Below are 19,295 nucleotides of genomic sequence, written 5' to 3' on the forward strand. Positions count from 1 at the left end.
GCAGCTACACGCTGCGGCTTTTCTTATGATCGGGTGGCGTTTTTAAGCTTGCTCCGGCAACTCATTTGCAACTGTAATGCCTTGCATTTGCAGGAGAAAATTAAATGCGGGAACTGAAAAAACAGGGTACGAAATTTTGTTGATCTGGGGTATAGAACGGCGGTGAAGTGCTGCTGCACATGCCAGATGCGTTGAGGGTATGTCCCGCGTGCCGGCTGTTGAGTGAAGGGCTGCGCGTTGGCCCACCCGGTTTCGGGACAAGATCAAAACATTCAAAGGTTCATCATGGACGCGAGTGCAAAGGTTCGGCGGCTTGCCGCTTGGTCTATTCCCGTTGCTTTCGGTGTGATGGGGCTGAAATATCTGGCCTATGCGCTGACAGGCTCCGTGGCTCTTTATTCGGATGCTCTGGAATCCATCGTCAATGTGATCGCGGCCATCGGTGCGTGGTGGGCGATCCGGGTAAGTTACCTTCCCGCCGATGAAAATCATCCTTTCGGCCATCACAAGGCGGAATATATTTCGGCCGTCGTCGAGGGGGTGCTGATTACGGTTGCCGCGCTTTTGATTTTCCGCGAGGCCTGGTTTGCGCTACAGACGCCGCACCGGCTCGAAGAACCGTGGCTGGGCCTTGCCATCAATACGGGCGCGGCGGCGATTAACGGCTTGTGGGCGACGCTTTTGATCCGCACGGGCCGCAGCCTGCGCTCTCCAGCCCTTGAGGCGGACGGCAAGCATATCATGACCGATGTGTTCACCTCGGCGGGCGTGCTGGTGGGTCTTGTGGGCGCGGTCCTGACCGGCTGGGCGGTGCTCGATCCCCTGCTCGCCATCCTGGTGGCGATCAATATTCTCTGGCAGGGCTGGGGCGTCATCAATTCGTCCGTGCAGGGGCTGATGGATATCGCCGTCGAACCCATGGAGGAAATGCGCATCCGTGACGTGATCTCGGCCAATGCGGGCGGCGCCATAGAAGTTCACGATCTGAAAACGCGCATTGCCGGACGGGTGACATTCGTCGAGTTCCATCTGGTGGTGGCGGCGGAAATGAGCGTCGGTGAAGCCCATGTGATCTGCGACCGCATCGAAGATGCGCTGCAGGAACAGATCAAGAGCGTGCGTGTGGTCATCCATGTCGAACCGGAAGAGGAAGCGAAGCTGCCGCTTGGCACCAGTTCCGTTCCATTCGCGTGAGCAAAATCGTCTTGCGCTAATCTGGTCCCGTGTGTAAAAGCTTTTCCATGATGACGATGAACGCAACATTTCTGGAACATTCGGCAGCCGCCTCCGGCGCGCGCGTGAATGTCTGCGTTCTAAACTCGCTTCTTACCCTCGGCCTTAGCGGCGATCGCCGGGCTCGTTGAAGGAGCGTCCGGCGGTCGATTACGGTCCCGCCGACTTCAGCTCCTTACACAATATCTCCATAAGACCTATCATCAGGAAATCCGCGCTTGACGGCTTGAGGGCCGGTGTGAAGCCGGGAGGAAACCAGAAATGAACCAGACTGTCGCCGCACCGCAAACCGAAGCCAGATCCGCCGGGCGCAAGGGTATGCCCGTTGCCGGCACCAAATATTCGCCGTTTCCCGTACCGCAGCTCGATGATCGTACCTGGCCGTCGAAGCGCATCGAAAAAGCACCTGTCTGGTGCTCGGTCGATCTGCGCGATGGCAATCAGGCCCTGATCGACCCGATGGGACACGACCGCAAGGAGCGCATGTTCCGCCTGCTGGTGGATATGGGCTTCCCGGAAATCGAGATTGGTTTTCCGTCAGCGTCGCAGACCGACTTCGATTTCTGCCGCTGGGCAATCGAGCAGGGTGATGTGCCCGACGATGTGGATTTGCAGGTTCTGGTGCAGTGCCGCCCGGAACTGATCACCCGCACCTTCGAGGCGCTGGAAGGCGCGAAAACGCCGATCATCCATTTTTATAACTCCACCAGCGAATTGCAGCGCCGCGTGGTGTTCGCAAAGGATGTGGCCGGCATCAAGCAGATCGCGACCGATGCGGCCAAGATGATCATGGATATGGCCACCAAGGCTGGTGGTGGTTATCGTTTCCAGTATTCGCCGGAAAGCTTTACCGGCACCGAGCTGGAGGTGGCGCTGGAAATCTGCAACGCGGTGACCGAGATCGTGAAGCCGACGGCGGAGAATAAGCTGATCTTGAACCTGCCGTCCACGGTGGAGATGAACACGCCGAACGTGTATGCGGACCAGATCGAATGGATGTGCCGCAATCTGGACAATCGAGAGAACCTGATCATCTCGCTGCATCCGCATAACGACCGCGGCACCGGCGTCGCGGCGACCGAACTGGGCCTGATGGCCGGTGCGGACCGTGTCGAGGGCACGCTGTTCGGCAATGGCGAACGGACGGGCAATGTCGATGTCGTGACGCTGGCGCTCAATATGTACACGCAGGGCGTCGATCCCGAACTGGACTGCACCGACATCAACCGGATGAAGGACGTCTACGAATATTCCAACCAGATGAAGATCGCCGAGCGCCACCCCTATGTGGGCGAACTGGTCTATACGGCTTTTTCCGGTTCGCATCAGGATGCGATCAACAAGGGCATGAAGGTTCGCCGCAGCGCCAATTCACCGATCTGGGAAGTGCCCTATCTGCCTATCGATCCGCAGGATGTGGGGCGCTCCTACGAGGCGATCATCCGCATCAACTCGCAGTCCGGCAAGGGCGGTATCGCCTATATCCTGCAAGCCGATTACGGCCTGAACCTGCCGCGCAACCTTCAGGTGGAGTTCCGCGAAATCATCCAGGGCATCACGGATGTGGAAGGCAAGGAACTGCCGTCGAAGCGCATTCATGACGAGTTCCAGGCAACCTATGTCACGCAGCCCGACGCCCGCATCAAGTTCGTCGATCATCACACGGTTCCCGATCCCGAACAGAAGGGCCGCCGTATCCTCACTGCCGAAATCATCGATAATGGCGTGACGAAGAATATCGAGGGCAGGGGCACCGGACCGATCGACGGCTTCGTGGATGCGCTGTCGAAATATCTCGGCGTGAAAATGTCGGTCGTCGATTATTCCGAGCACTCGCTTCAGCAGGGCTCCGACGCCTCGGCGATTTCCTATGTCGAAATGGCCTATCCGGGCGGCAAGCTGTTCGGCGTCGGCATCAACGACAATATCGTCAGCGCTTCGCTGGAAGCCGTGGTTTCGGCTGCGAACCGCGTCGCCGGCAAATAATATTTGCTGGCTGAAAATAACAAGGCGGAGCTTCGGCTCCGCCTTTTTTTGCAGTATCAGTAGAGAATACGTTCGTTCAGTTTTGAAATCTTTTCCGTGGCGTCGGAAATGCCGTGCTCTTCCATCACGCACGACCAGTTTCCGTCACCGCCTTTGTCGATATTGAATATATTGTAGCGCGCGGCGGGCTTATGGCCGCCAAAATTCTGGCTTGCGGAAGGAACGCTGATGACCGGCACCTTTCCGCCCGGCCCGTCGATTTCGTAATGGGTTATGAGATGGGTATGGCCGTGCAGCACGAGTTCCGCGCCGTGTTTGCGGATGACATTCTGGAAACGGCGGATTCCGAAAAGGCGCTTATGGGTCGGCGTCGCCCCGCGAATCGGTGGGTGATGGATCATGACGACGCGGAAAAGTCCGCGCTTCGCGGCATCGTCGAGCATGGCCCCAAGCCGCTTGGCCTGCGCGGAACGGAAATCGCCGCTGGCCATGAAAGGGGCGGTCGCCCGGGCGGAGGAGACGCCGATCAGCGCCACCGGCCCGCGTATGCGCATATAGGGAAATTCCGGGCGCTTGCCTTTATTGTCGATGCCGTCGCCGCGCATCCACGGCTCCCATCGGCCGCAGGACTTGTCCAGCGCGCCGGGTACATAGGCATCGTGGTTGCCGGGAATCACCGAGACGTCGTGCGGGTTGCCAAGCCGCTCCAGCCAGTCATGCGCGGCATCGATTTCGAGATTGAGAGCCAGATTGACGAGATCGCCCGTCACGGCGATGTGGTTGGGCGACCGGGCCAGCATGTCGGCGACAAGACTGTCGAGCACGGTTCCATGCATTGCGTCTTTGCGATTGCGCAGCCAGTTGATGTAACCGGTGATGCGCTTCGACGCCAGTTCACGGTATCGGATGCGCGGCAGCGGCGAGAGATGAATGTCGGATATGTGGGCTAGACGGAACATGAGGCCCGTTTACTGGATAATTCTTAAAATCGAAACCTGTTTGGCGACTTTTTATTGATGTCATTGATGCATTGATTCGAGGTATAATATTTCGCGGAGAGACGGAATGCGTTTTCGACATATTGTATTTCATACGTATTTTTTAATGCGACGTCCCATGACATTGGGAGTAAGGGCGATTGTCCTGGACGAGAAGAACAACAGCGTTTTCCTCGTAAGACATACTTATGTCCCCGGATGGCAGTTGCCGGGGGGAGGGGTCGAGCGTGGTGAGACTTTCGGGCAGGCGCTTGAAAAGGAATTGCGCGAAGAGGGCAATATCGTGCTGAAAGGACGTCCGGAGCTTTTCGCCCTGTACAAGAATGCCCATGCATCGCCCCGCGACCATGTGGCGCTCTATGTCTGCCGCCAGTTCGAACAGACGGCGCCGCGCCTGCCGGACAGGGAGATCGCGGAATGCGGTTTTTTCCCTCTCGACAGTCTGCCCGAGGGGACGACGCCGTCAACCAAGCGGCGGCTTCAGGAAGCGCTTCACGATCTGGAACCGCTGCCTTTATGGTGAAGGGTACGGGGGTACCCTTCACCTGAGCTCGATTTTGTACAAAGTCGAGCTAAGATGGTGCGCCTGGATCAGAAGCGGTAGGTGATACCCGTGCCGATCAGCCATGGGTTGAGCTTGGCCTTGCCCGTCAGTTCCTGACCGGCGACGGTCACGTCGAATTTCGGTTCGAGGAAAAGCTTCTTCACGTCGAAGTTCAGGCCCCAATGTTCGTCGATCATGTAGTCGAAGCCGATCTGAAGCGCGCCGCCGAAGGTGTTCTTGACCTTCAGATAATCGGCGCTGCCCGCATCCTGATTATAGAACACGGTGTAGTTCACGCCTGCGCCGACATAGGGCTTGAAGGCGCCGAAGTCGGTGAAATGATATTGCAGGGTGAGGGTCGGCGGCAGAATCCAGACTTTGCCGACCTTGCCGAGGCCGTCGATGGAGCCCGCGCCATTGATATTGGCATAGGTCGTACCGAGGATGAGTTCGGCGGCGATGTTCTTGGTGAAGTAATAGGTGATGTCGAGTTCCGGGGTAATCGATTTGGAATAATCGAGATCGGAACCGGGAACGCCGTTCACATGGCCCTTGTTGTCGGCAATGACGCCAAGCGCCCTTACGCGGATCTGCCATGGCGACAGCGCTTCGGGCACGGCCTCGATTTCGGTCGCAGGCTGGGCGACGATCACGTCTGCTGCGTAGGCGGCCGGAACGGCCAGGGTCAGTGCGGTTGCGGCCAGAAGCCCCTTGGCAACGCGGTTCATGGTCTCTCTCTCCTTCAAGGTCTTGGGTCGTGATGCGGGGCAATCTGAACCGCATTGCGAAACGCCCCATTGATCTGGATCAACGGGGCGCCGGAGATTTGAGAGAGTGATGATAATCGAAACCGCACTGTTGCAGGAAAAGCGCAGTTTCCTGTTACGGTCAGCTTTTCGCGAACCGGTCCCGGTCATGCGGGGCCGAGAAGTCGATCTGCGGTCCCTGCGGCACGACGCCGGTCGGGTTGATCGTCTTGTGGCTGCGGTAATAGTGCCCCTTGATGTGCTCCATGTCGACGGTCGCGGCCACGCCCGGCACCTGATAAAGCTCGCATGTGTAGTTCCACAGGTTCGGATAATCCGCGAGACGGCGGAGGTTGCATTTGAAGTGACCGACATAGACCGGGTCGAAGCGGAGCAGCGTGGTGAACAGCCGCCAGTCGGCCTCCGTCAGCCTGCCGCCAGCGAGGTAGCGCTGCCGGGAAAGCGTGTCTTCGAGTTTGTCGAGCGCTGCGAACACCTGGCCGAACGCTTCGTCATATGCTTCCTGTGTCGTTGCAAAACCGGCGCGGTAGACGCCATTATTGATGTTCGGATAGATGAAATCGTTGAGCGCGTCGATCTCGCCGCGCAGCGCTTCGGGGTAGAAGTCGAGCGATGCGTCGCCGAACGCGTTGAAGGCGCTGTTCAGCATACGGATGATTTCCGATGATTCGTTGGAGACGATCGTCTCGCGCTTCTTGTCCCACAGAACCGGAACGGTGACGCGACCGGAATAGGTCGGGTCGGCGCGGGTGTAGATTTCATGGAGCCGTTTGGCGCCATAAAGCGCATCGCCCGTGCTGCCGGTGGTGCCGTGGAAGGTCCAGCCTTCGTCCGCCATCAGATAATCCACCACGGACACCGAGATGATGTCTTCTAGCCCCTTCAGGGCGCGGAAGATCAGCGTGCGGTGCGCCCACGGACAGGCGTAGGAAACATAAAGATGATAGCGGCCGGGTTCTGCCTTGAAACCGCCTTCGCCGCTGGGGCCGGCGCTGCCATCGGCCGTCACCCAGTTGCGGAATTGCGATTTCGAGCGCTCAAAGCGACCTTGCGTGCTCTTGGTGTCATACCAGACATCGTGCCATTTGCCGTCGACCAGAAGTCCCATGTGATTTCTCCTTTTGACACAAGAATAGGAATTTCGGTGCCGGTCCGCAGCCTTTTAAGAGGTGAACAGTGCGTAACGGTGCCAAAAAGGGAAGTCCACTCCGCCATTTTGAAAAAAATTGTTTTACCTCTTTCCATTTTGGTGCTAGGCAAATTCCAGTTTGCGGTACGGTTCTCATGATGCGGGCCGAACCTACAGGAGAAACCTTGATGGAAATGCTGTTCATCCGACGATGAATCTTTGGCTGCGCCGCAGGCGCAGGATGCATTCCATCGACCGTTCGGCGGTCTTTTTCGACGGTATCGACTTCTCCCATTGCGATTGAAGCCCTCCATGCAGCAGCTTGAACTGACCTATGCGCCAGAAGATCCGGCGCACGACATCGAAATCGAAGCCATCAATGCGGAAGCCTTCGGGCCTGCACGTTTCACCCGCGCCGCGCATTTCATCCGGGAAGGCGGTCCGCACGACGTGAACCTGTCCTTCGTTGCACTGATGGGCGGCATAGTGGTCGGTTCCGTGCGGCTGACGTCGGTCGTGATCGGAACGACGCAAGCGCTTCTGCTCGGTCCGCTTGCCGTGCGGCCGGAATGGAAGAAGCGGGGGATCGGCGGCGCGCTGATGCGCATGTCGATGGAAGCGGCCCAAAAGGCCGGGCACAGACTGGTGATCCTCGTCGGCGACGAACCCTATTACGGGCCGTTCGGCTTCAAGATGGTGCAGCAGCCCGGCAGCATGATCATGCCCGCGCCCGTCGATCCGCGCCGGATGCTGGCCTGCGAACTGGTCCCCGGCGCGCTGAATGGCGTCGGCGGTATCGTGCGTCACGCCAACCGGGCCTGATTGATCCCGCCCTCGATCCTTCGGCAAACTCGGGACGAGGGAGATGGGCGAAGGCGGTTTACCGCCCTTCGCGATACCACATCCCGCCGAATACAAGCAGCAGGGCTGCAAGCGCCAGAAAACCGGAGAACAGCGGCAGGCGGTTGACGCTTTTGAGCTGGGTGTCGGACGTTTCGCGCAGGCCGATCCAGTCATTGCCGCTGGCGGCGCGACCGGCGCTGACGGCCACGATGGCAGGAACCCGCACCGGACCATCCGCCGTCGCCCTGACGCGGTGGACGGAACCGTCGGTTTCCGCCGCGAGCGGTTGCAGGCGGCTGGCGGTCGAGATGCTGTCGGCAAATTCGGGCGCATCGACCGGGCCGACATGGGCCAGCGCTTCCAGATCGCCGTTCTTCACCCGGAAGATGCCGATTTCGTCGGTCTGTATCGAACCTTCGAAGAGGCCGGGCTTGCTTCGGGCAAGCCTGACCTGCAACGTCTTGCCCGATGGCGTCGTAACGGTGGCGGCGCCGGGGTCGTCGCCCATGGTCTGGCGGCGGATGGAAAGGGCGCGGCCATTGCCTGCGGCGGTCAGTGCTTCCTCTTCCAGTTCGGGTTCCTGCATCAGCCAGTGGGCAATGCGGCGATAGAGCGAGGCATAGGGGCCGCCGCCCTCGAAGCCGCGCGCCCACAGCCAGCCCTGATCGGAGAGGAACATGCCGACGCGGCCCTTGCCGACACGGCTCAGCACCAGAAGCGGCTTGTTGTCGGCGCCGCTCATCACCGTTTCGCCCTGCGGCGCGGTGATGTCGATGGTGCGGAACCAGCGGCTCCAGTGCGGCGGTTCCTGATCGCTGCCGTCGAGGCCACGGGTCACGGGGTGGCGCTTGCCGACATCGGTGAGACGCGGATAGAAAGCCTTTTCTGTCACCGCGCCTGTCGGCATGGCGGGCAGTGCGCTGTAGAGCGGTGTGCGGGCAATGGACATTTCACCTGCATATTCCGGCCCGGCGGCGATCAGAAGCGCACCGCCATTTTCCACATATTGCGCGATATAATCGTAATAGAGCAGCGGCAGCACATCGCGATGCTGGTAGCGGTCGAGAATGATGAGATCGAATTCGTTGACCTTGTCGACGAAGAGTTCGCGCGTCGGGAAAGCGATGAGCGACAATTCGTTGATCGGCGTGCCGTCCTGCTTTTCCGGGGGGCGCAGAATGGTGAAGTGGACGAGGTCCACCGCCGCGTCGGATTTCAGCAGGTTGCGCCAGGTGCGCTCGCCATTATGCGGCTCGCCCGACACGAGAAGCACGCGCAGGTTTTCGCGAATGCCGTCCACGGTGGCGACGGCGCGATTGTTGGCGTCGGTCACTTCGCCGGGTTGTGCCGGGGTGACGATCTCGACAATGTTCACGCCCGCGCGCGGCAGGTCGATGGTGATCGGCGTTTCCTGCCCGACCTGCGCCTCTTCCTGCGCCACGGTCTGGCCGTTCACGCGGATATCGACCGGAGCCGGGCTGCCGAGGCTCTTGCCTTCATCGATCACCGTGAAGGACATTTCAAGCGGCTTGCCGCTGATGCCGTAGCGCGGCGCCTTGTTGAAACGGATGCGGCGGTCGAATTCGTCGGGCCTGCCGGTCACGAGCGCGTGCAGCGGGGCATCGAAGCCAAGCGCGTTCCTGCCTGCCGGAATGTCATGCACCTGTCCGTCGGTGATCACGATAGCGCCCGCCACGCGGGAAGGCGGCACGTCGAGAAGCGCGCGCGCCAGCGGGCCGAAAAGCCGGGTGGCATAGCCGTCATTGTTCTCGTCCGGCTTGCCGGTTTCCACCACGCGGGTTTCGAATTGCGGCATGGCGGCAAGCTGATCCTGCACCACTTTCAGCGCTGCGTCCGTATCGGCACGACGCTGCCCAAGCTCCTGGCTCTGGCTGCGATCCGCAATCAGCGCAACCACGCTTTTCAGCGGCTCGCGCTCCTCATTGATGACGACCGGATTGAAAAGCGCCAGCGCCAGTGCAGCAGCGGCCAGCAAACGGATCAGGCCACCACGCATCCGCAAGGCAATCGTCGCGAGCACCAGAAGCGCCAGCGGCACGAGAATGGCAGCAAGCCACGGCGTGGAAAGGAACGGTTCGAATTCGATATTCATTCTCACCTCCTACCGCCGCGTTTTTCTAACGAGATCAGCTACCATGCTTCTCACCTCATCCTGAAGCGCGGAGCGAAGCGCAGCATCATCCTGAGCTTGTCGAAGGATCGAAGGACGAGGGCAGGTGCGCTGTGCGTTTCCCCTCAGCCCTTCGAGACGCCGTGCCTTCGCAAGCTCAGGACGGCTCCTCAGGATGAGGGGAAAACGAGACGGGGAACGGGAGATGTCGTTGGAAAATATCATGCTAATTCCCCAGCCGTTCGAGCAGGGCCGGAACGTGGACCTGATCGGACTTGTAATTGCCGGTGAGCATATACATCACGATATTGACGCCGCCGCGTATGGCATAGATGCGCTGCATCGGGTCGTTCGGCACTGTGGGCAGCAGGGGATTGCCTTGCTCATCGACGGCCCATGCGCCCGCGAGATCATTGGCCGTGATCATGATCGGCGTCACGCCATCGCCGGTGCGCACCGGGCGATCCTGCGGGGAGGCGTTCGGCGTCGTGGCTTCGACCCAGAGCGGGCTTCCTTCATAGCGACCCGGAAAATCCGGCATGATGAAGAAGGATTTGGTCAGCACATGGTCGTCGGGAACCGGTTCCAGCGGCGGCACGTTCATATTGTCGAGAATGGCACGCAGGCGCTGGTTGGCGGGTGAGGCGGACGGATCGAGGCTCGCGCCCGCCTGCAACTGGTCGCGGGTATCGAAAAGCACCGTGCCGCCCTGCTGCATATAGGCGTCGACCCTGGCAATCGCTTCGGGGCCGGGCATCGGCGCATCGGGGGCGATAGGCCAGTAGATCAGCGGGTAGAAGGCCAGTTCGTCTTTTGCCGGATCGACGCCGACAGGGTCGCCCGGTTCCAGCGCGGTCTTGTCCATCAGGGCGAAGCTCAGACCCCGCAAGCCCGCCTTGCTGATATTGTCGGTCCCGGCATCGCCGGTGACGATATAGGCAAGATGCGTCTGTGCGACCGAGTTGACGATGGCTTCATCGCCCGGCTTGCTGTCGTCATGCGCCTGCGGCGCGGACGGCTGCGCCTCCTGCGCGACGGCGCGCCCGGCAGGCAGCAGCGTGAACGCCAGTCCGCCCGCAAGCAGGATGGCGATCCCTGCCGCCCCGGCGCGCACCTTCATGCGGCGGCGGAACGCGCCGCGCAGCCACAGCATCAGAAGCGTATCGAGCGCCAGAAGCATCGCGGCGACGGCGAAAAAAGGCCCGGCAAGCGAGATCGAGCGGTCGTCGGTGTAGGACAGGTTCACGATGCCCGCGGAAAGTTGCGGCTGACGGATGGGTTGCAGCCTGGCGTCGCTGCCTTCGAAAATGTTGAGCGCTTTCAAACCGTCCTCATTGCCGTAGAAGCCGGGCGGCGTGTTGATGCCGACGCTGGCCTGCCGGTTCTTTTCGACGATCAGCGGTTTTGCCTCGGGGGTTGGCGGCGTCAGCGCGCCGGAAGCGGAAAGAAGCTGGAAAGGCGGCAGCGATACCGCGTCCCGGTTCTCCTGCGCGCCGGTTCTCTGCGACAGCGAAACGAGGCGGCGCAGCATCTCCACGAAAGAGCCGGAGATCGGCAGATTGGACCATAAGGCGTCCGGCGCGATGTGGAAGAGCACGATATTGCCGCGTCCGCGCCGTTCGCCGGTGACGAGCGGCGTACCGTCCTGAAGGATGGCATAGGCCTTGTCGTTGAGGTCGAAAGACGGTTCGGCCAGAACCTGCCGGTTGATGTCGACGTCCTCGGGGATGGCAAGCCCGGCAAAAGGCCCCTTGTCGGTGAAGGCGCGCAATTTCTGCGGTTCCGACCATGACAGGGTGCCGCCGAGCGCGCGTTCGCCCTTGCGCAGCCGGACGGGCAGCAGCGGATCGCTGTCGCTCGCGCCCGCAAGGCGCGGACCGGCGAAGCGCACCAGAGTGCCGCCGTCCTGCACCCATTTGGAAAGCTGTTCGATGGCGGGCTGCGGCATGGTGCCGATATCCGCCATGATGAGGACCGACGGTTTTGCCTCCAGCAATTCGGGTACGGATTGCAGCAGGTCGGCGGAACGCGGCTCGACCAGATTGGCGTAGGGCGACAGGGCGCGGGAAATATAGTGCAGGGGCGAAAGCAGGGGCTGGGCGAGATCGCCGTCGCCGCTGGCGACGAGGCCGATGGTGCGGCGCTGGGAACCGGCATCGACCAGCCGTGCCGCTCCGGCCTGCTCGCTGCCCTCGATACGGATCACGCGGAAATCGTTGCGCAGTTCGACCGGGAGGTTGAAGCGCGCCGTGCCTTCCGCGCTGCCGAGCGCGAAGGAAAGCGGCGCTTCGGCGATGCGCCGGCCCTTGTCGTCATAGGCGGCGGCGGTCAAGCCGCGCGGGGCGGTCACACCTTCGGGACGGATGGCGCGCGCTTCCAGACTGTCGGCCTTGTTGTCGATGCTGGTCAGCGCAATCGTGCGGCCAAGATCGGCGGCATACCACAGCACGGAAGCAAGACGGCCGGACCTATCGAGCGCGGCGAAGGCTCCCGCGTCGTCCGGCGCGGCCAGCCCGTCATTCATGAAGACGAGGCGCAGGCGCGTGCCTTGCGGCGCGGCGGCGGCAAGGCGGTCCATGGCGGTTTTGCGATCCACCGGGATCGGGCGCGGTTGCAGCGCCTGAAGGCGTTCGGCGGCGCGCCTGCCGTCATAGGGGCCGATTTCGGCATTGGCCGGTTCGGCGGTCCCCAGCACATAGATTTGCGCGCCGTTGCCTTCGGCGTCGGAGATCAGTTTTTCGGCGGCATCGACACGCTGCTGCCAGTCCTCGGCGGAAGCCCAGCCATTATCGATGACGAGCGCCAGCGGTTCGTTGCCGGTGAGCGCGGTCGGGCGCGGGTTCCATACGGGCGAAGCAAGGGCAAGAATGACGAGGCCGGCGATCAGAAGACGCAGAAGCGTCATCCACCAGGGGCTTTTCGAGGGCACTTCCTCGCGCTTGAACACCTGCGCCAGAATGCGAAGCGGCGGAAAGGTCTCCTCCTGCGGGCGCGGCGGGGTCATACGCAGAAGCCACCAGATGACCGGCAGGGCGATCAGTCCGGCAAGAATGAGCGGAGAACCGAAGGCGAGCGGCAGAAAATTCATGCGCCCGCACTCCCTGTCGCACTTCCGATTGCACTTAATGCGTCGTGAAGTCGTGCCAGCGCTTCCGCCGTCGGCCTGTCGGTCCGGTGGACCGTATAGCTCCAGCCGAGCCGCGTGCAGAAATCGATGAGGGTTTCGCGACGGGCGATGTAAAGGCGGCGATAGTCCTCCGCGTAGGTTTCGGCACGGCCCGCAACGATGGTCGTGCCTGTCTCCGGGTCGCGAAATTCGGTACGGCCGGAATAGGGAAAGGTTTCCTCGGCCGGATCGGCGATCTCGACCAGATGGGCGCGCACGCCACGCTTTGCCAGACGGTCGAGAAGTCCGGTCACGTCCTCGAAAGGATGCAGGAAATCCGAAATCAGCACGACCTCCGAAAAGCGGCGGATCTGGCCGATATCGGGAAGGGCGCTTGCAGGCGCTTCATGCATCAGCGCGCCTGCAAGGCGTTCGGCGCCGTTGCGGGCGGAAAAGGGCTGCATCAGTTCGGGAAAGGCAATGCGTTCGCCCGAACGCGAAAGCAGTTCGGCCAGCGCCAGCGTCAGCACCAGCGCGCGCGCTTCCTTCGATACCGGCGCAAGCCTGGAACGATAGAGCATGGAGGGCGAAAAATCGCTCCATAGCCAGACCGTATGGGCGGATTCCCATTCGCGGTCGCGCACATAGGTATGGTCGTCGCGGGCGGAACGCCGCCAGTCGATGCGGGCAAGCGATTCACCCTCGACATAGGGCCGGAACTGCCAGAAATTCTCGCCGGGGCCGCGCTTGCGCCGCCCGTGCCAGCCGTTCATGACGGTGTTGACGACGCGCCGGGCCTCGACCAGCAGATCGGGGATCGCCGCCGCCCGCGCGCGGGCGCGGGCAAGCGTATCCTTGCGGTCTGCGGTGGAAACTTCTGCGCCGATCACCATCAGACCGCGGCCTTCACCAGACCGGCAATCACGTCGCGCACGTGCATTCCGTCGGCGCGGGCGGCGAAATTGAGCGCCATGCGGTGCTGAAGAACGGGTTCGGCCAGCGCCTTCACGTCATCGACGGACGGGGCGAGACGGCCTTCATAGAGCGCGCGGGCGCGGGCGCACAGCATCAGGGCCTGGCTCGCGCGCGGGCCGGGACCCCAGGCGATGTGCTTTTTCGCATGGTCGTTGTCGGCATCCGGGCGGGCGGAGCGGACGAGCTTGAGGATCGCATCGACCACGCTTTCCGATACCGGCATACGGCGAACCAGCGTCTGCATCTGCCGGAGACGCTCGGCGTCGAGGATCGCATAGGGCTTCGTCTCGGCGACGCCGGTGGTTTCCAGAAGGATGCGGCGCTCGGCGTCCAGTTCGGGGTAGAGAATGTCGACCTGCATCAGGAAGCGGTCGAGCTGCGCTTCGGGCAGGGGATAGGTGCCTTCCTGCTCAAGCGGGTTCTGCGTCGCAAGCACGTGGAAGGGCACTGGCAGGTCGTAGCGCTGGCCCGCGACCGTGACGTGATATTCCTGCATGGCCTGCAAAAGCGCCGACTGGGTGCGTGGGCTGGCGCGGTTGATCTCGTCGGCCATCAGAAGCTGGGCGAAGATCGGCCCTTTCAGGTAACGGAAGGAGCGGCGTCCATCGGAATCCTGCTCCATCACTTCCGAGCCGATGATGTCGGAAGGCATCAGGTCGGGCGTGAACTGGATGCGCTGGCCGGAAAGGCCGAGCACAGTGCCGAGCGTTTCGACCAGCTTGGTCTTGGCGAGACCCGGCACGCCGACCAGCAATGCGTGGCCACCGGCGAGGATCGCGACGAGTGTGCGCTCGATCACGCTTTCCTGACCGAAAATGACGGTGCCGACACTTTCCCTGATGCGCGCGATGTCGGCGAGCGCCCGTTCGGCCTCCGCGACGATCTGCTCGGAACTGGCGGTTTCGGGCGTGATGACGACACTCATGGGAACCTCGCAAAGTAACCGCTCTTGGTAACAGCTCTGGCATAACCGCACTGGCGGAACTGCCTCATAAATCGCTATATAATACTGACAAGCCGTGAAAGGGTGACTATTTCATGGCTTTGGGCAAGGAATAACCGAGTCGGATGATAAAAAGCACCCCTGGCGGCCAACAGACGCCGCAAAGTTCGATGCGAGGCGCGGAAGGAACGGGCGGGCTGGAAGCCCTGATCGCGCGCGCCCATGCGGATGCGAGGAGCGGCCCGGCGACGAAGGAACGCGGCATTCCACCCGTCGAGCGCTGGAACCCGGATTTCTGCGGCGATCTCGACATGGAAATCAGGGCTGACGGGACGTGGTTCTACATGGGCACGCCGATCGGCCGCAAACAGCTCGTGCGGCTGTTCTCGACCGTGCTGCGCAAGGACGATGACGGGCGGACCTATCTCGTGACGCCGGTCGAAAAGGTCGGCATCCGCGTCGAGGACGCGCATTTCATCGCCGTCGAAATGCAGGTTTCCGGCGAAGCGGAAAAGCAAAGCCTGACATTCCGCACCAATGTGGGCGACGTGGTGGAGGCGGATGCGCAGCATCCCTTGCGCTTCGTCATTGAAAAGGCGAGCGGCGGATTGAAGCCCTATCTGCTGGTGCGCGGCCGCCTCGAAGCGCTGGTCGGGCGTTCGGTCATGTACGATCTGGTGGCGCTTGGCGAGGAAATCGAGGTGGATGGCGTGACCATGTTCGCCGTGCGCTCGGGCGGCGCGGTCTTTCCGGTCATGCCCGCGGAGGAACTGGAGGCCGCGCTTCAATGAGCGAACATCTTTCCGGTCTTTTTCCTGCCTTTTCAGCCGGCGATTTTGCCGAGCGGGTTCGGCAATGGCGTCCCGACCACGATGCCGTGACGGGCGATCATTCCCTTAATCCCAACTTCACGCAGTTCATGGTGACGACGAAGATGCGTGACGCGGCGGTGCTTGTGCCGGTGGTGGACCGCGGGCGGGAAGCAACGCTGCTCCTGACGACGCGCACCGATACGTTGCGCAAGCATTCGGGCCAGATCGCCTTTCCGGGCGGGGCCATAGACCCCGAGGACGGAACGGCGGAACGGGCGGCGCTGCGCGAAGCGAATGAGGAAATCGGGCTTGCCGCCGACCGCGCCGAGATCGTCGGCAATCTGCCGCGCTACCTGACGGGCAGCGGCTTTTCGATCACGCCCATTCTGGCGGTGGTCAAGACCCCGTTCGATCTTCATCCCAATCCTCACGAGGTCGCCGATATTTTCGAAGTGCCGCTTTCCTTCCTGATGAACCCGGCCAACCATCGGCGCGAAAGCCGTCTGTTCAACGGCAAGGAACGTTTCTATTACGCCATGCCCTATCACGAGCGATTCATCTGGGGGGCGACCGCCGGTATCATTCGCGGACTTTATGAAAGGCTCTATGGTTGAGCGACAGCATCAATATTTCAGACAGGGCCGACTGGCTTGAGGCAAAGCCGTTGCAGGCGCTTTTCAAGGCGCTGAACCGCGACGGCGGCGAGGCTCGCGTCGTCGGCGGCGCGGTGCGCAACACGCTTTTGGGCAGCAAGGTGAGCGATGTCGATCTCGCAACCACGCACCGGCCCGAGGAAACGGTGCGGCTGGCAAGGGAAGCCGGTTTCAAGCCGGTGCCGACCGGCATGGAGCATGGCACGATCACCGTCGTCGTGCAGGGGCATCCGTTCGAGGTGACGACGCTGCGGCAGGATGTGGAGACGAACGGCCGCCATGCCAGGGTCGCCTTCGGGACTGACTGGAAAGCCGATGCGGAGCGGCGCGATTTCACCATCAATGCGCTCTATGCGACGGCTGACGGCACCGTCATCGACGATGTGGGCGGGCTTGCCGATGTCGAATCGCGGACGCTGCGTTTCATCGGCGATGCCGAACAGCGCATTCGCGAGGATTATCTGCGCATCCTGCGGTTTTTCCGGTTTTTCGCCTGGTACGGTTCGGGCCGGCCGGAAGCCGATGGCCTGCGCGCCAGCGCCCGGCTGAAGGACGGTATTGCGCAGCTTTCGGCCGAACGGGTCTGGGCGGAACTGAAAAAACTGCTTTCCGCCCCCGATCCCTCACGCGCGCTCCTTTGGATGCGGCAGGCGGGCGTGCTGACGCTCATTCTGCCGGAAAGCGAAAAATGGGGCATCGACGCCATTCACGGTCTGGTGCGCACCGAGGGCGATCTCGGCTGGCAGGCCGATCCGCTGCTCAGGCTCGAAAGCATCGTGCCGCCGGATGCCGTGCGGATGGAGCAGATGGGCAAAAGGCTCAGAATGTCCAATGCGGAACGCGCGCGCCTCGAAGCCTGGGGCCGCGCTGACGCGGTGAAGCCGGAGCTTTCCGAACAGGCCCTGAAGAAAATGATCTATCGCGGCAGCAAGCAGGCCGTGACCGACCGTATCCGTCTGGCCTATGCATCGGCACGCGCCGAAGCGGTGGGCAGCGACGACGCGATGATCAGGGCGGGCGGGCTTGCGCGGCTTCTCGATGCCGCCGAACGCTACGACGCTCCCGTCTTTCCGGTCACCGGCGGCGACCTTCTCGCACGCGGGATCGAGAAGGGGCCGGGGCTTGGGAAAAGATTGCGGTCGCTCGAAACTTTCTGGATAGACTCCGGTTTTAGTCTTGACCGTGCCACACTTCTGGACAAGCTTGATCGCGATAATATGAACGGCTGACGGCTTGTTTGCAAATTTCTGCCGTAGTTTCATTGATTTATGGCTGAGAGCTTCTTGGCGCGCGTTTTGAAAGAGCAAGAAGATGTCTAACCCCGATACTTCGATACAAGACAAGACCGGCTCCGAACCGCAGCAGAAATTCGGTACGGCGGGGATTGCGGCGATGGACCGTCCAAGCGCCATCACCCGCTTTTTCATGGGCATAGTCTCCTGGGCCGAGAGGCTCAATCTGAAATATGCCAGGCTCGGCAATCCGTCGGTCTACGATAATGCGACTTTTCCATGGGCTGCCGAGATCGAAAAGGAATGGCCCGCCATCCGCAAGGAGCTGGACACGATCCTGCTGCGCCAGAACGAGCTGCCCTCGTTTCAGGATATTTCGACCGATGTGAAGACGATTTCGACCGACAATCGCTGGAAGACCTTCTTCCTGCTCGGTTTCGGCTTGAAGTCGGAGCAGAATATCAAAGCCTGCCCGGAAACGTGGCGCATCGTCAACAAGATCCCCGGCCTGACGACGGCCATGTTCTCGATCTTCGAGCCGGGCAAGCATCTGCCGCCGCATCGCGGGCCTTATAATGGCGTGCTGCGCCTGCATCTGGGTCTTATCGTGCCGGAGCCGAACGACAAGCTTGCCATCCGCGTGGACAGCCAAGTCTGCCACTGGCACGAAGGCAAGGTGCTGATTTTCGACGATGCTTATGAACACGAGGCATGGAACCATTCCGACCATACGCGCGTGGTGCTGTTCGTCGATTTCGTGAAACCGCTGAAATTCCCGGCGCGCTTCATCAACTGGTGCCTGATGAACCTCGCGATCTTCACGCCTTTCATCAAGGAAGGGCTGGATAACCACAATGAGTGGGAAAAGAAGTTTTATGCGGAGGCTGAAAAGCTGCGTAATCAGCCAAAGATATGACGCGGTTTGACTATCGGCAGGCATGATCTTAAATGAATGAAGGAGGGCCTGTCGCCCTCCTGTTTTTTGGCCTCTGAACGAGGAATTGTTGATGCTGGAGATTGTAGGAAGCCTTTAATCGTTCCGAACGCGGTGATGGGCGCTGAGGGTGCCTGATCCGCTGATGTTCAGGAACGGAAACGGCATTGGCCGTGGGCAGTTGGCTGTCCGCGAAGGCTGGTGCTTGTCTTGGTTTCCATCCAGGCATTAACAACGATGAATATCTCACGCATGGAACAGCGCGTGTTGCACGTGCTGGCGCAGGGCGGTCACATCCGCCATCTGCGCGAAAACGGACGCATCTGCGAAATCGAATGCTACACCCGCGAGGGCCATTTGCTTTCCGATTGCACGATGGCAGTTTTCCAACAATTGCGCCGCAAGCGGCTGATCGAATCCCGTATGGGCAGTCCGTATCGCATCTCGCTGAAAGGGCGCGAAAATGTCCGCGCTCAGGCCAACAACCGGTGAAGGAGGACGTCATGCATATTCGCAGGGAAAGGCCTGAAGACGCCGCCGAAATTCGCCATCTGACCGACGAGGCGTTTCGGAGCGCGCCTTATAGCAACGGGAAGGAAGGCGAAATCGTCGATACGCTTCGCGCCGCAAAGGCACTCACCCTGTCTCTGGTTGCCGAAGACAAGGGCAGGATTCTCGGTCATGTCGCTTTTTCGCCGGTTCTGACCGGCGGCGAGAACAAGGGCTGGTACGGGCTTGGTCCCGTCTCGGTCCGTCCCGAGCGTCAGGGCGAGGGCATTGGCGGCGCGCTGATCCGGGAAGGGCTTGGCATCCTGCGGCGAGAAGGCGCGGGAGGCTGCGTTCTTCTTGGCGAACCCGGCTATTACGGGCGGTTCGGTTTCAGGGCCGATGCGCGGCTGAGATTGCCGGGTGTGCCAGTGGAATATTTCCAGTGTCTGGCTTTCGGGCCGGACATGCCGGAAGGCGAGGTCGCCTATCACTCCGCTTTCTATATATAAATTAAGGAAAA

Annotated in this window: 17 protein-coding genes; 10 read left to right on the forward strand and 7 right to left on the reverse strand. The window is 61.2% G+C overall.

Features of this window, described 5'->3' with window-relative positions; translation table 11 throughout:
• Window positions 1-285: 285 nt before the first annotated feature.
• On the forward strand, window positions 286-1,194 hold the full coding sequence (locus tag FHS76_RS11810; protein ID WP_183652524.1) for a cation diffusion facilitator family transporter: 909 nt from the start codon (window positions 286-288) through the stop codon (window positions 1,192-1,194).
• 300 nt (window positions 1,195-1,494) lie between these two features.
• On the forward strand, window positions 1,495-3,219 hold the full coding sequence (gene leuA / locus FHS76_RS11815) for a 2-isopropylmalate synthase (RefSeq protein ID WP_183652527.1): 1,725 nt from the start codon (window positions 1,495-1,497) through the stop codon (window positions 3,217-3,219).
• A gap of 56 nt (window positions 3,220-3,275) precedes the next feature.
• On the opposite strand, the gene FHS76_RS11820 is transcribed toward leuA, so the two are convergent.
• Window positions 3,276-4,178 (reverse strand): metallophosphoesterase family protein, encoded by a 903-nt coding sequence (locus tag FHS76_RS11820; RefSeq protein WP_183652530.1) that lies wholly within the window; start codon window positions 4,176-4,178, stop codon window positions 3,276-3,278.
• Window positions 4,179-4,284: 106 nt separating this feature from the next.
• On the opposite strand from FHS76_RS11820, the gene FHS76_RS11825 reads away from it, so the two are divergent.
• Window positions 4,285-4,740, forward strand: a complete 456-nt coding sequence (locus tag FHS76_RS11825) for an NUDIX domain-containing protein (protein ID WP_183652533.1) — start codon at window positions 4,285-4,287, stop codon at window positions 4,738-4,740.
• 68 nt (window positions 4,741-4,808) lie between these two features.
• On the opposite strand, the gene FHS76_RS11830 is transcribed toward FHS76_RS11825, so the two are convergent.
• Together FHS76_RS11830 and FHS76_RS11835 are read right to left on the reverse strand one after the other, a co-directional pair.
• Complete coding sequence (locus FHS76_RS11830; protein ID WP_183652535.1) at window positions 4,809-5,489, reverse strand: OmpW/AlkL family protein; 681 nt, start codon at window positions 5,487-5,489, stop codon at window positions 4,809-4,811.
• A gap of 160 nt (window positions 5,490-5,649) precedes the next feature.
• Window positions 5,650-6,636 (reverse strand): glutathione S-transferase family protein, encoded by a 987-nt coding sequence (locus FHS76_RS11835; protein ID WP_183652538.1) that lies wholly within the window; start codon window positions 6,634-6,636, stop codon window positions 5,650-5,652.
• Window positions 6,637-6,969: 333 nt separating this feature from the next.
• Between FHS76_RS11835 and FHS76_RS11840 the strand changes: the two genes are divergently transcribed.
• The gene (locus FHS76_RS11840) at window positions 6,970-7,479 is read left to right on the forward strand and encodes a GNAT family N-acetyltransferase (protein ID WP_183652540.1); all 510 of its coding nucleotides are present in this window, start codon (window positions 6,970-6,972) and stop codon (window positions 7,477-7,479) included.
• A 58-nt stretch (window positions 7,480-7,537) separates the two neighbouring features.
• On the opposite strand, the gene FHS76_RS11845 is transcribed toward FHS76_RS11840, so the two are convergent.
• The 4 genes from FHS76_RS11845 to FHS76_RS11860 all read right to left on the reverse strand — a co-directional run bounded on the left by FHS76_RS11845 (window position 7,538) and on the right by FHS76_RS11860 (window position 14,637).
• Entirely contained in the window at window positions 7,538-9,613 is a 2,076-nt protein-coding gene (locus tag FHS76_RS11845; RefSeq protein ID WP_183652543.1) for a glutamine amidotransferase, read from the reverse strand.
• Between the two features lie 244 nt (window positions 9,614-9,857).
• On the reverse strand, window positions 9,858-12,719 hold the full coding sequence (locus tag FHS76_RS11850) for a DUF4159 domain-containing protein (protein ID WP_183652546.1): 2,862 nt from the start codon (window positions 12,717-12,719) through the stop codon (window positions 9,858-9,860).
• Window positions 12,716-13,630: a DUF58 domain-containing protein gene (locus FHS76_RS11855; protein WP_183652549.1), complete on the reverse strand. Its 915-nt coding sequence runs from the start codon at window positions 13,628-13,630 to the stop codon at window positions 12,716-12,718. The genes FHS76_RS11850 and FHS76_RS11855 overlap by 4 nt, the downstream gene beginning before the upstream one ends.
• Complete coding sequence (locus FHS76_RS11860) at window positions 13,630-14,637, reverse strand: AAA family ATPase (protein WP_183652552.1); 1,008 nt, start codon at window positions 14,635-14,637, stop codon at window positions 13,630-13,632. The genes FHS76_RS11855 and FHS76_RS11860 overlap by 1 nt, the downstream gene beginning before the upstream one ends.
• A gap of 143 nt (window positions 14,638-14,780) precedes the next feature.
• On the opposite strand from FHS76_RS11860, the gene FHS76_RS11865 reads away from it, so the two are divergent.
• The 6 genes from FHS76_RS11865 (at window position 14,781) to FHS76_RS11890 (ending at window position 19,284) form a co-directional block, all read left to right on the forward strand.
• On the forward strand, window positions 14,781-15,446 hold the full coding sequence (locus tag FHS76_RS11865; protein WP_183652555.1) for a DUF1285 domain-containing protein: 666 nt from the start codon (window positions 14,781-14,783) through the stop codon (window positions 15,444-15,446).
• Entirely contained in the window at window positions 15,443-16,081 is a 639-nt protein-coding gene (locus FHS76_RS11870) for a CoA pyrophosphatase (RefSeq protein ID WP_183652558.1), read from the forward strand. Before FHS76_RS11865 ends, FHS76_RS11870 begins: the two co-directional genes overlap by 4 nt.
• On the forward strand, window positions 16,078-17,349 hold the full coding sequence (locus FHS76_RS11875) for a CCA tRNA nucleotidyltransferase (protein WP_183652561.1): 1,272 nt from the start codon (window positions 16,078-16,080) through the stop codon (window positions 17,347-17,349). Before FHS76_RS11870 ends, FHS76_RS11875 begins: the two co-directional genes overlap by 4 nt.
• A gap of 82 nt (window positions 17,350-17,431) precedes the next feature.
• On the forward strand, window positions 17,432-18,268 hold the full coding sequence (locus FHS76_RS11880) for an aspartyl/asparaginyl beta-hydroxylase domain-containing protein (protein ID WP_183652564.1): 837 nt from the start codon (window positions 17,432-17,434) through the stop codon (window positions 18,266-18,268).
• Window positions 18,269-18,523: 255 nt separating this feature from the next.
• Window positions 18,524-18,778 carry a YjhX family toxin gene (locus FHS76_RS11885; protein WP_183652566.1) on the forward strand — a complete coding sequence of 85 codons (255 nt, stop codon included), beginning with the start codon at window positions 18,524-18,526 and terminating at the stop codon, window positions 18,776-18,778.
• 11 nt (window positions 18,779-18,789) lie between these two features.
• Window positions 18,790-19,284, forward strand: coding sequence for a GNAT family N-acetyltransferase (locus tag FHS76_RS11890; protein WP_183652569.1), 495 nt, complete (start codon window positions 18,790-18,792; stop codon window positions 19,282-19,284).
• The last annotated feature ends 11 nt before the right edge of the window (window positions 19,285-19,295 follow it).

Origin of the sequence: Brucella daejeonensis, assembly GCF_014199265.1 — a bacterium.
Classification (GTDB): Bacteria; Pseudomonadota; Alphaproteobacteria; order Rhizobiales; family Rhizobiaceae; genus Brucella; species Brucella daejeonensis.

Coding starts and splice junctions, on each gene's coding strand:
- FHS76_RS11860 (WP_183652552.1), bottom strand. CDS start 14,637: ATGAGTGTCGTCATCACGCCCGAAACCGCCAGTTCCGAGCAGATCGTC.
- FHS76_RS11865 (WP_183652555.1), top strand. CDS start 14,781: ATGATAAAAAGCACCCCTGGCGGCCAACAGACGCCGCAAAGTTCGATG.
- FHS76_RS11840 (WP_183652540.1), top strand. CDS start 6,970: ATGCAGCAGCTTGAACTGACCTATGCGCCAGAAGATCCGGCGCACGAC.
- FHS76_RS11890 (WP_183652569.1), top strand. CDS start 18,790: ATGCATATTCGCAGGGAAAGGCCTGAAGACGCCGCCGAAATTCGCCAT.
- FHS76_RS11810 (WP_183652524.1), top strand. CDS start 286: ATGGACGCGAGTGCAAAGGTTCGGCGGCTTGCCGCTTGGTCTATTCCC.
- FHS76_RS11850 (WP_183652546.1), bottom strand. CDS start 12,719: ATGAATTTTCTGCCGCTCGCCTTCGGTTCTCCGCTCATTCTTGCCGGA.
- FHS76_RS11880 (WP_183652564.1), top strand. CDS start 17,432: ATGTCTAACCCCGATACTTCGATACAAGACAAGACCGGCTCCGAACCG.
- leuA (WP_183652527.1), top strand. CDS start 1,495: ATGAACCAGACTGTCGCCGCACCGCAAACCGAAGCCAGATCCGCCGGG.
- FHS76_RS11825 (WP_183652533.1), top strand. CDS start 4,285: ATGCGTTTTCGACATATTGTATTTCATACGTATTTTTTAATGCGACGT.
- FHS76_RS11870 (WP_183652558.1), top strand. CDS start 15,443: ATGAGCGAACATCTTTCCGGTCTTTTTCCTGCCTTTTCAGCCGGCGAT.
- FHS76_RS11835 (WP_183652538.1), bottom strand. CDS start 6,636: ATGGGACTTCTGGTCGACGGCAAATGGCACGATGTCTGGTATGACACC.
- FHS76_RS11885 (WP_183652566.1), top strand. CDS start 18,524: ATGAATATCTCACGCATGGAACAGCGCGTGTTGCACGTGCTGGCGCAG.
- FHS76_RS11855 (WP_183652549.1), bottom strand. CDS start 13,630: ATGGTGATCGGCGCAGAAGTTTCCACCGCAGACCGCAAGGATACGCTT.
- FHS76_RS11830 (WP_183652535.1), bottom strand. CDS start 5,489: ATGAACCGCGTTGCCAAGGGGCTTCTGGCCGCAACCGCACTGACCCTG.
- FHS76_RS11845 (WP_183652543.1), bottom strand. CDS start 9,613: ATGAATATCGAATTCGAACCGTTCCTTTCCACGCCGTGGCTTGCTGCC.
- FHS76_RS11820 (WP_183652530.1), bottom strand. CDS start 4,178: ATGTTCCGTCTAGCCCACATATCCGACATTCATCTCTCGCCGCTGCCG.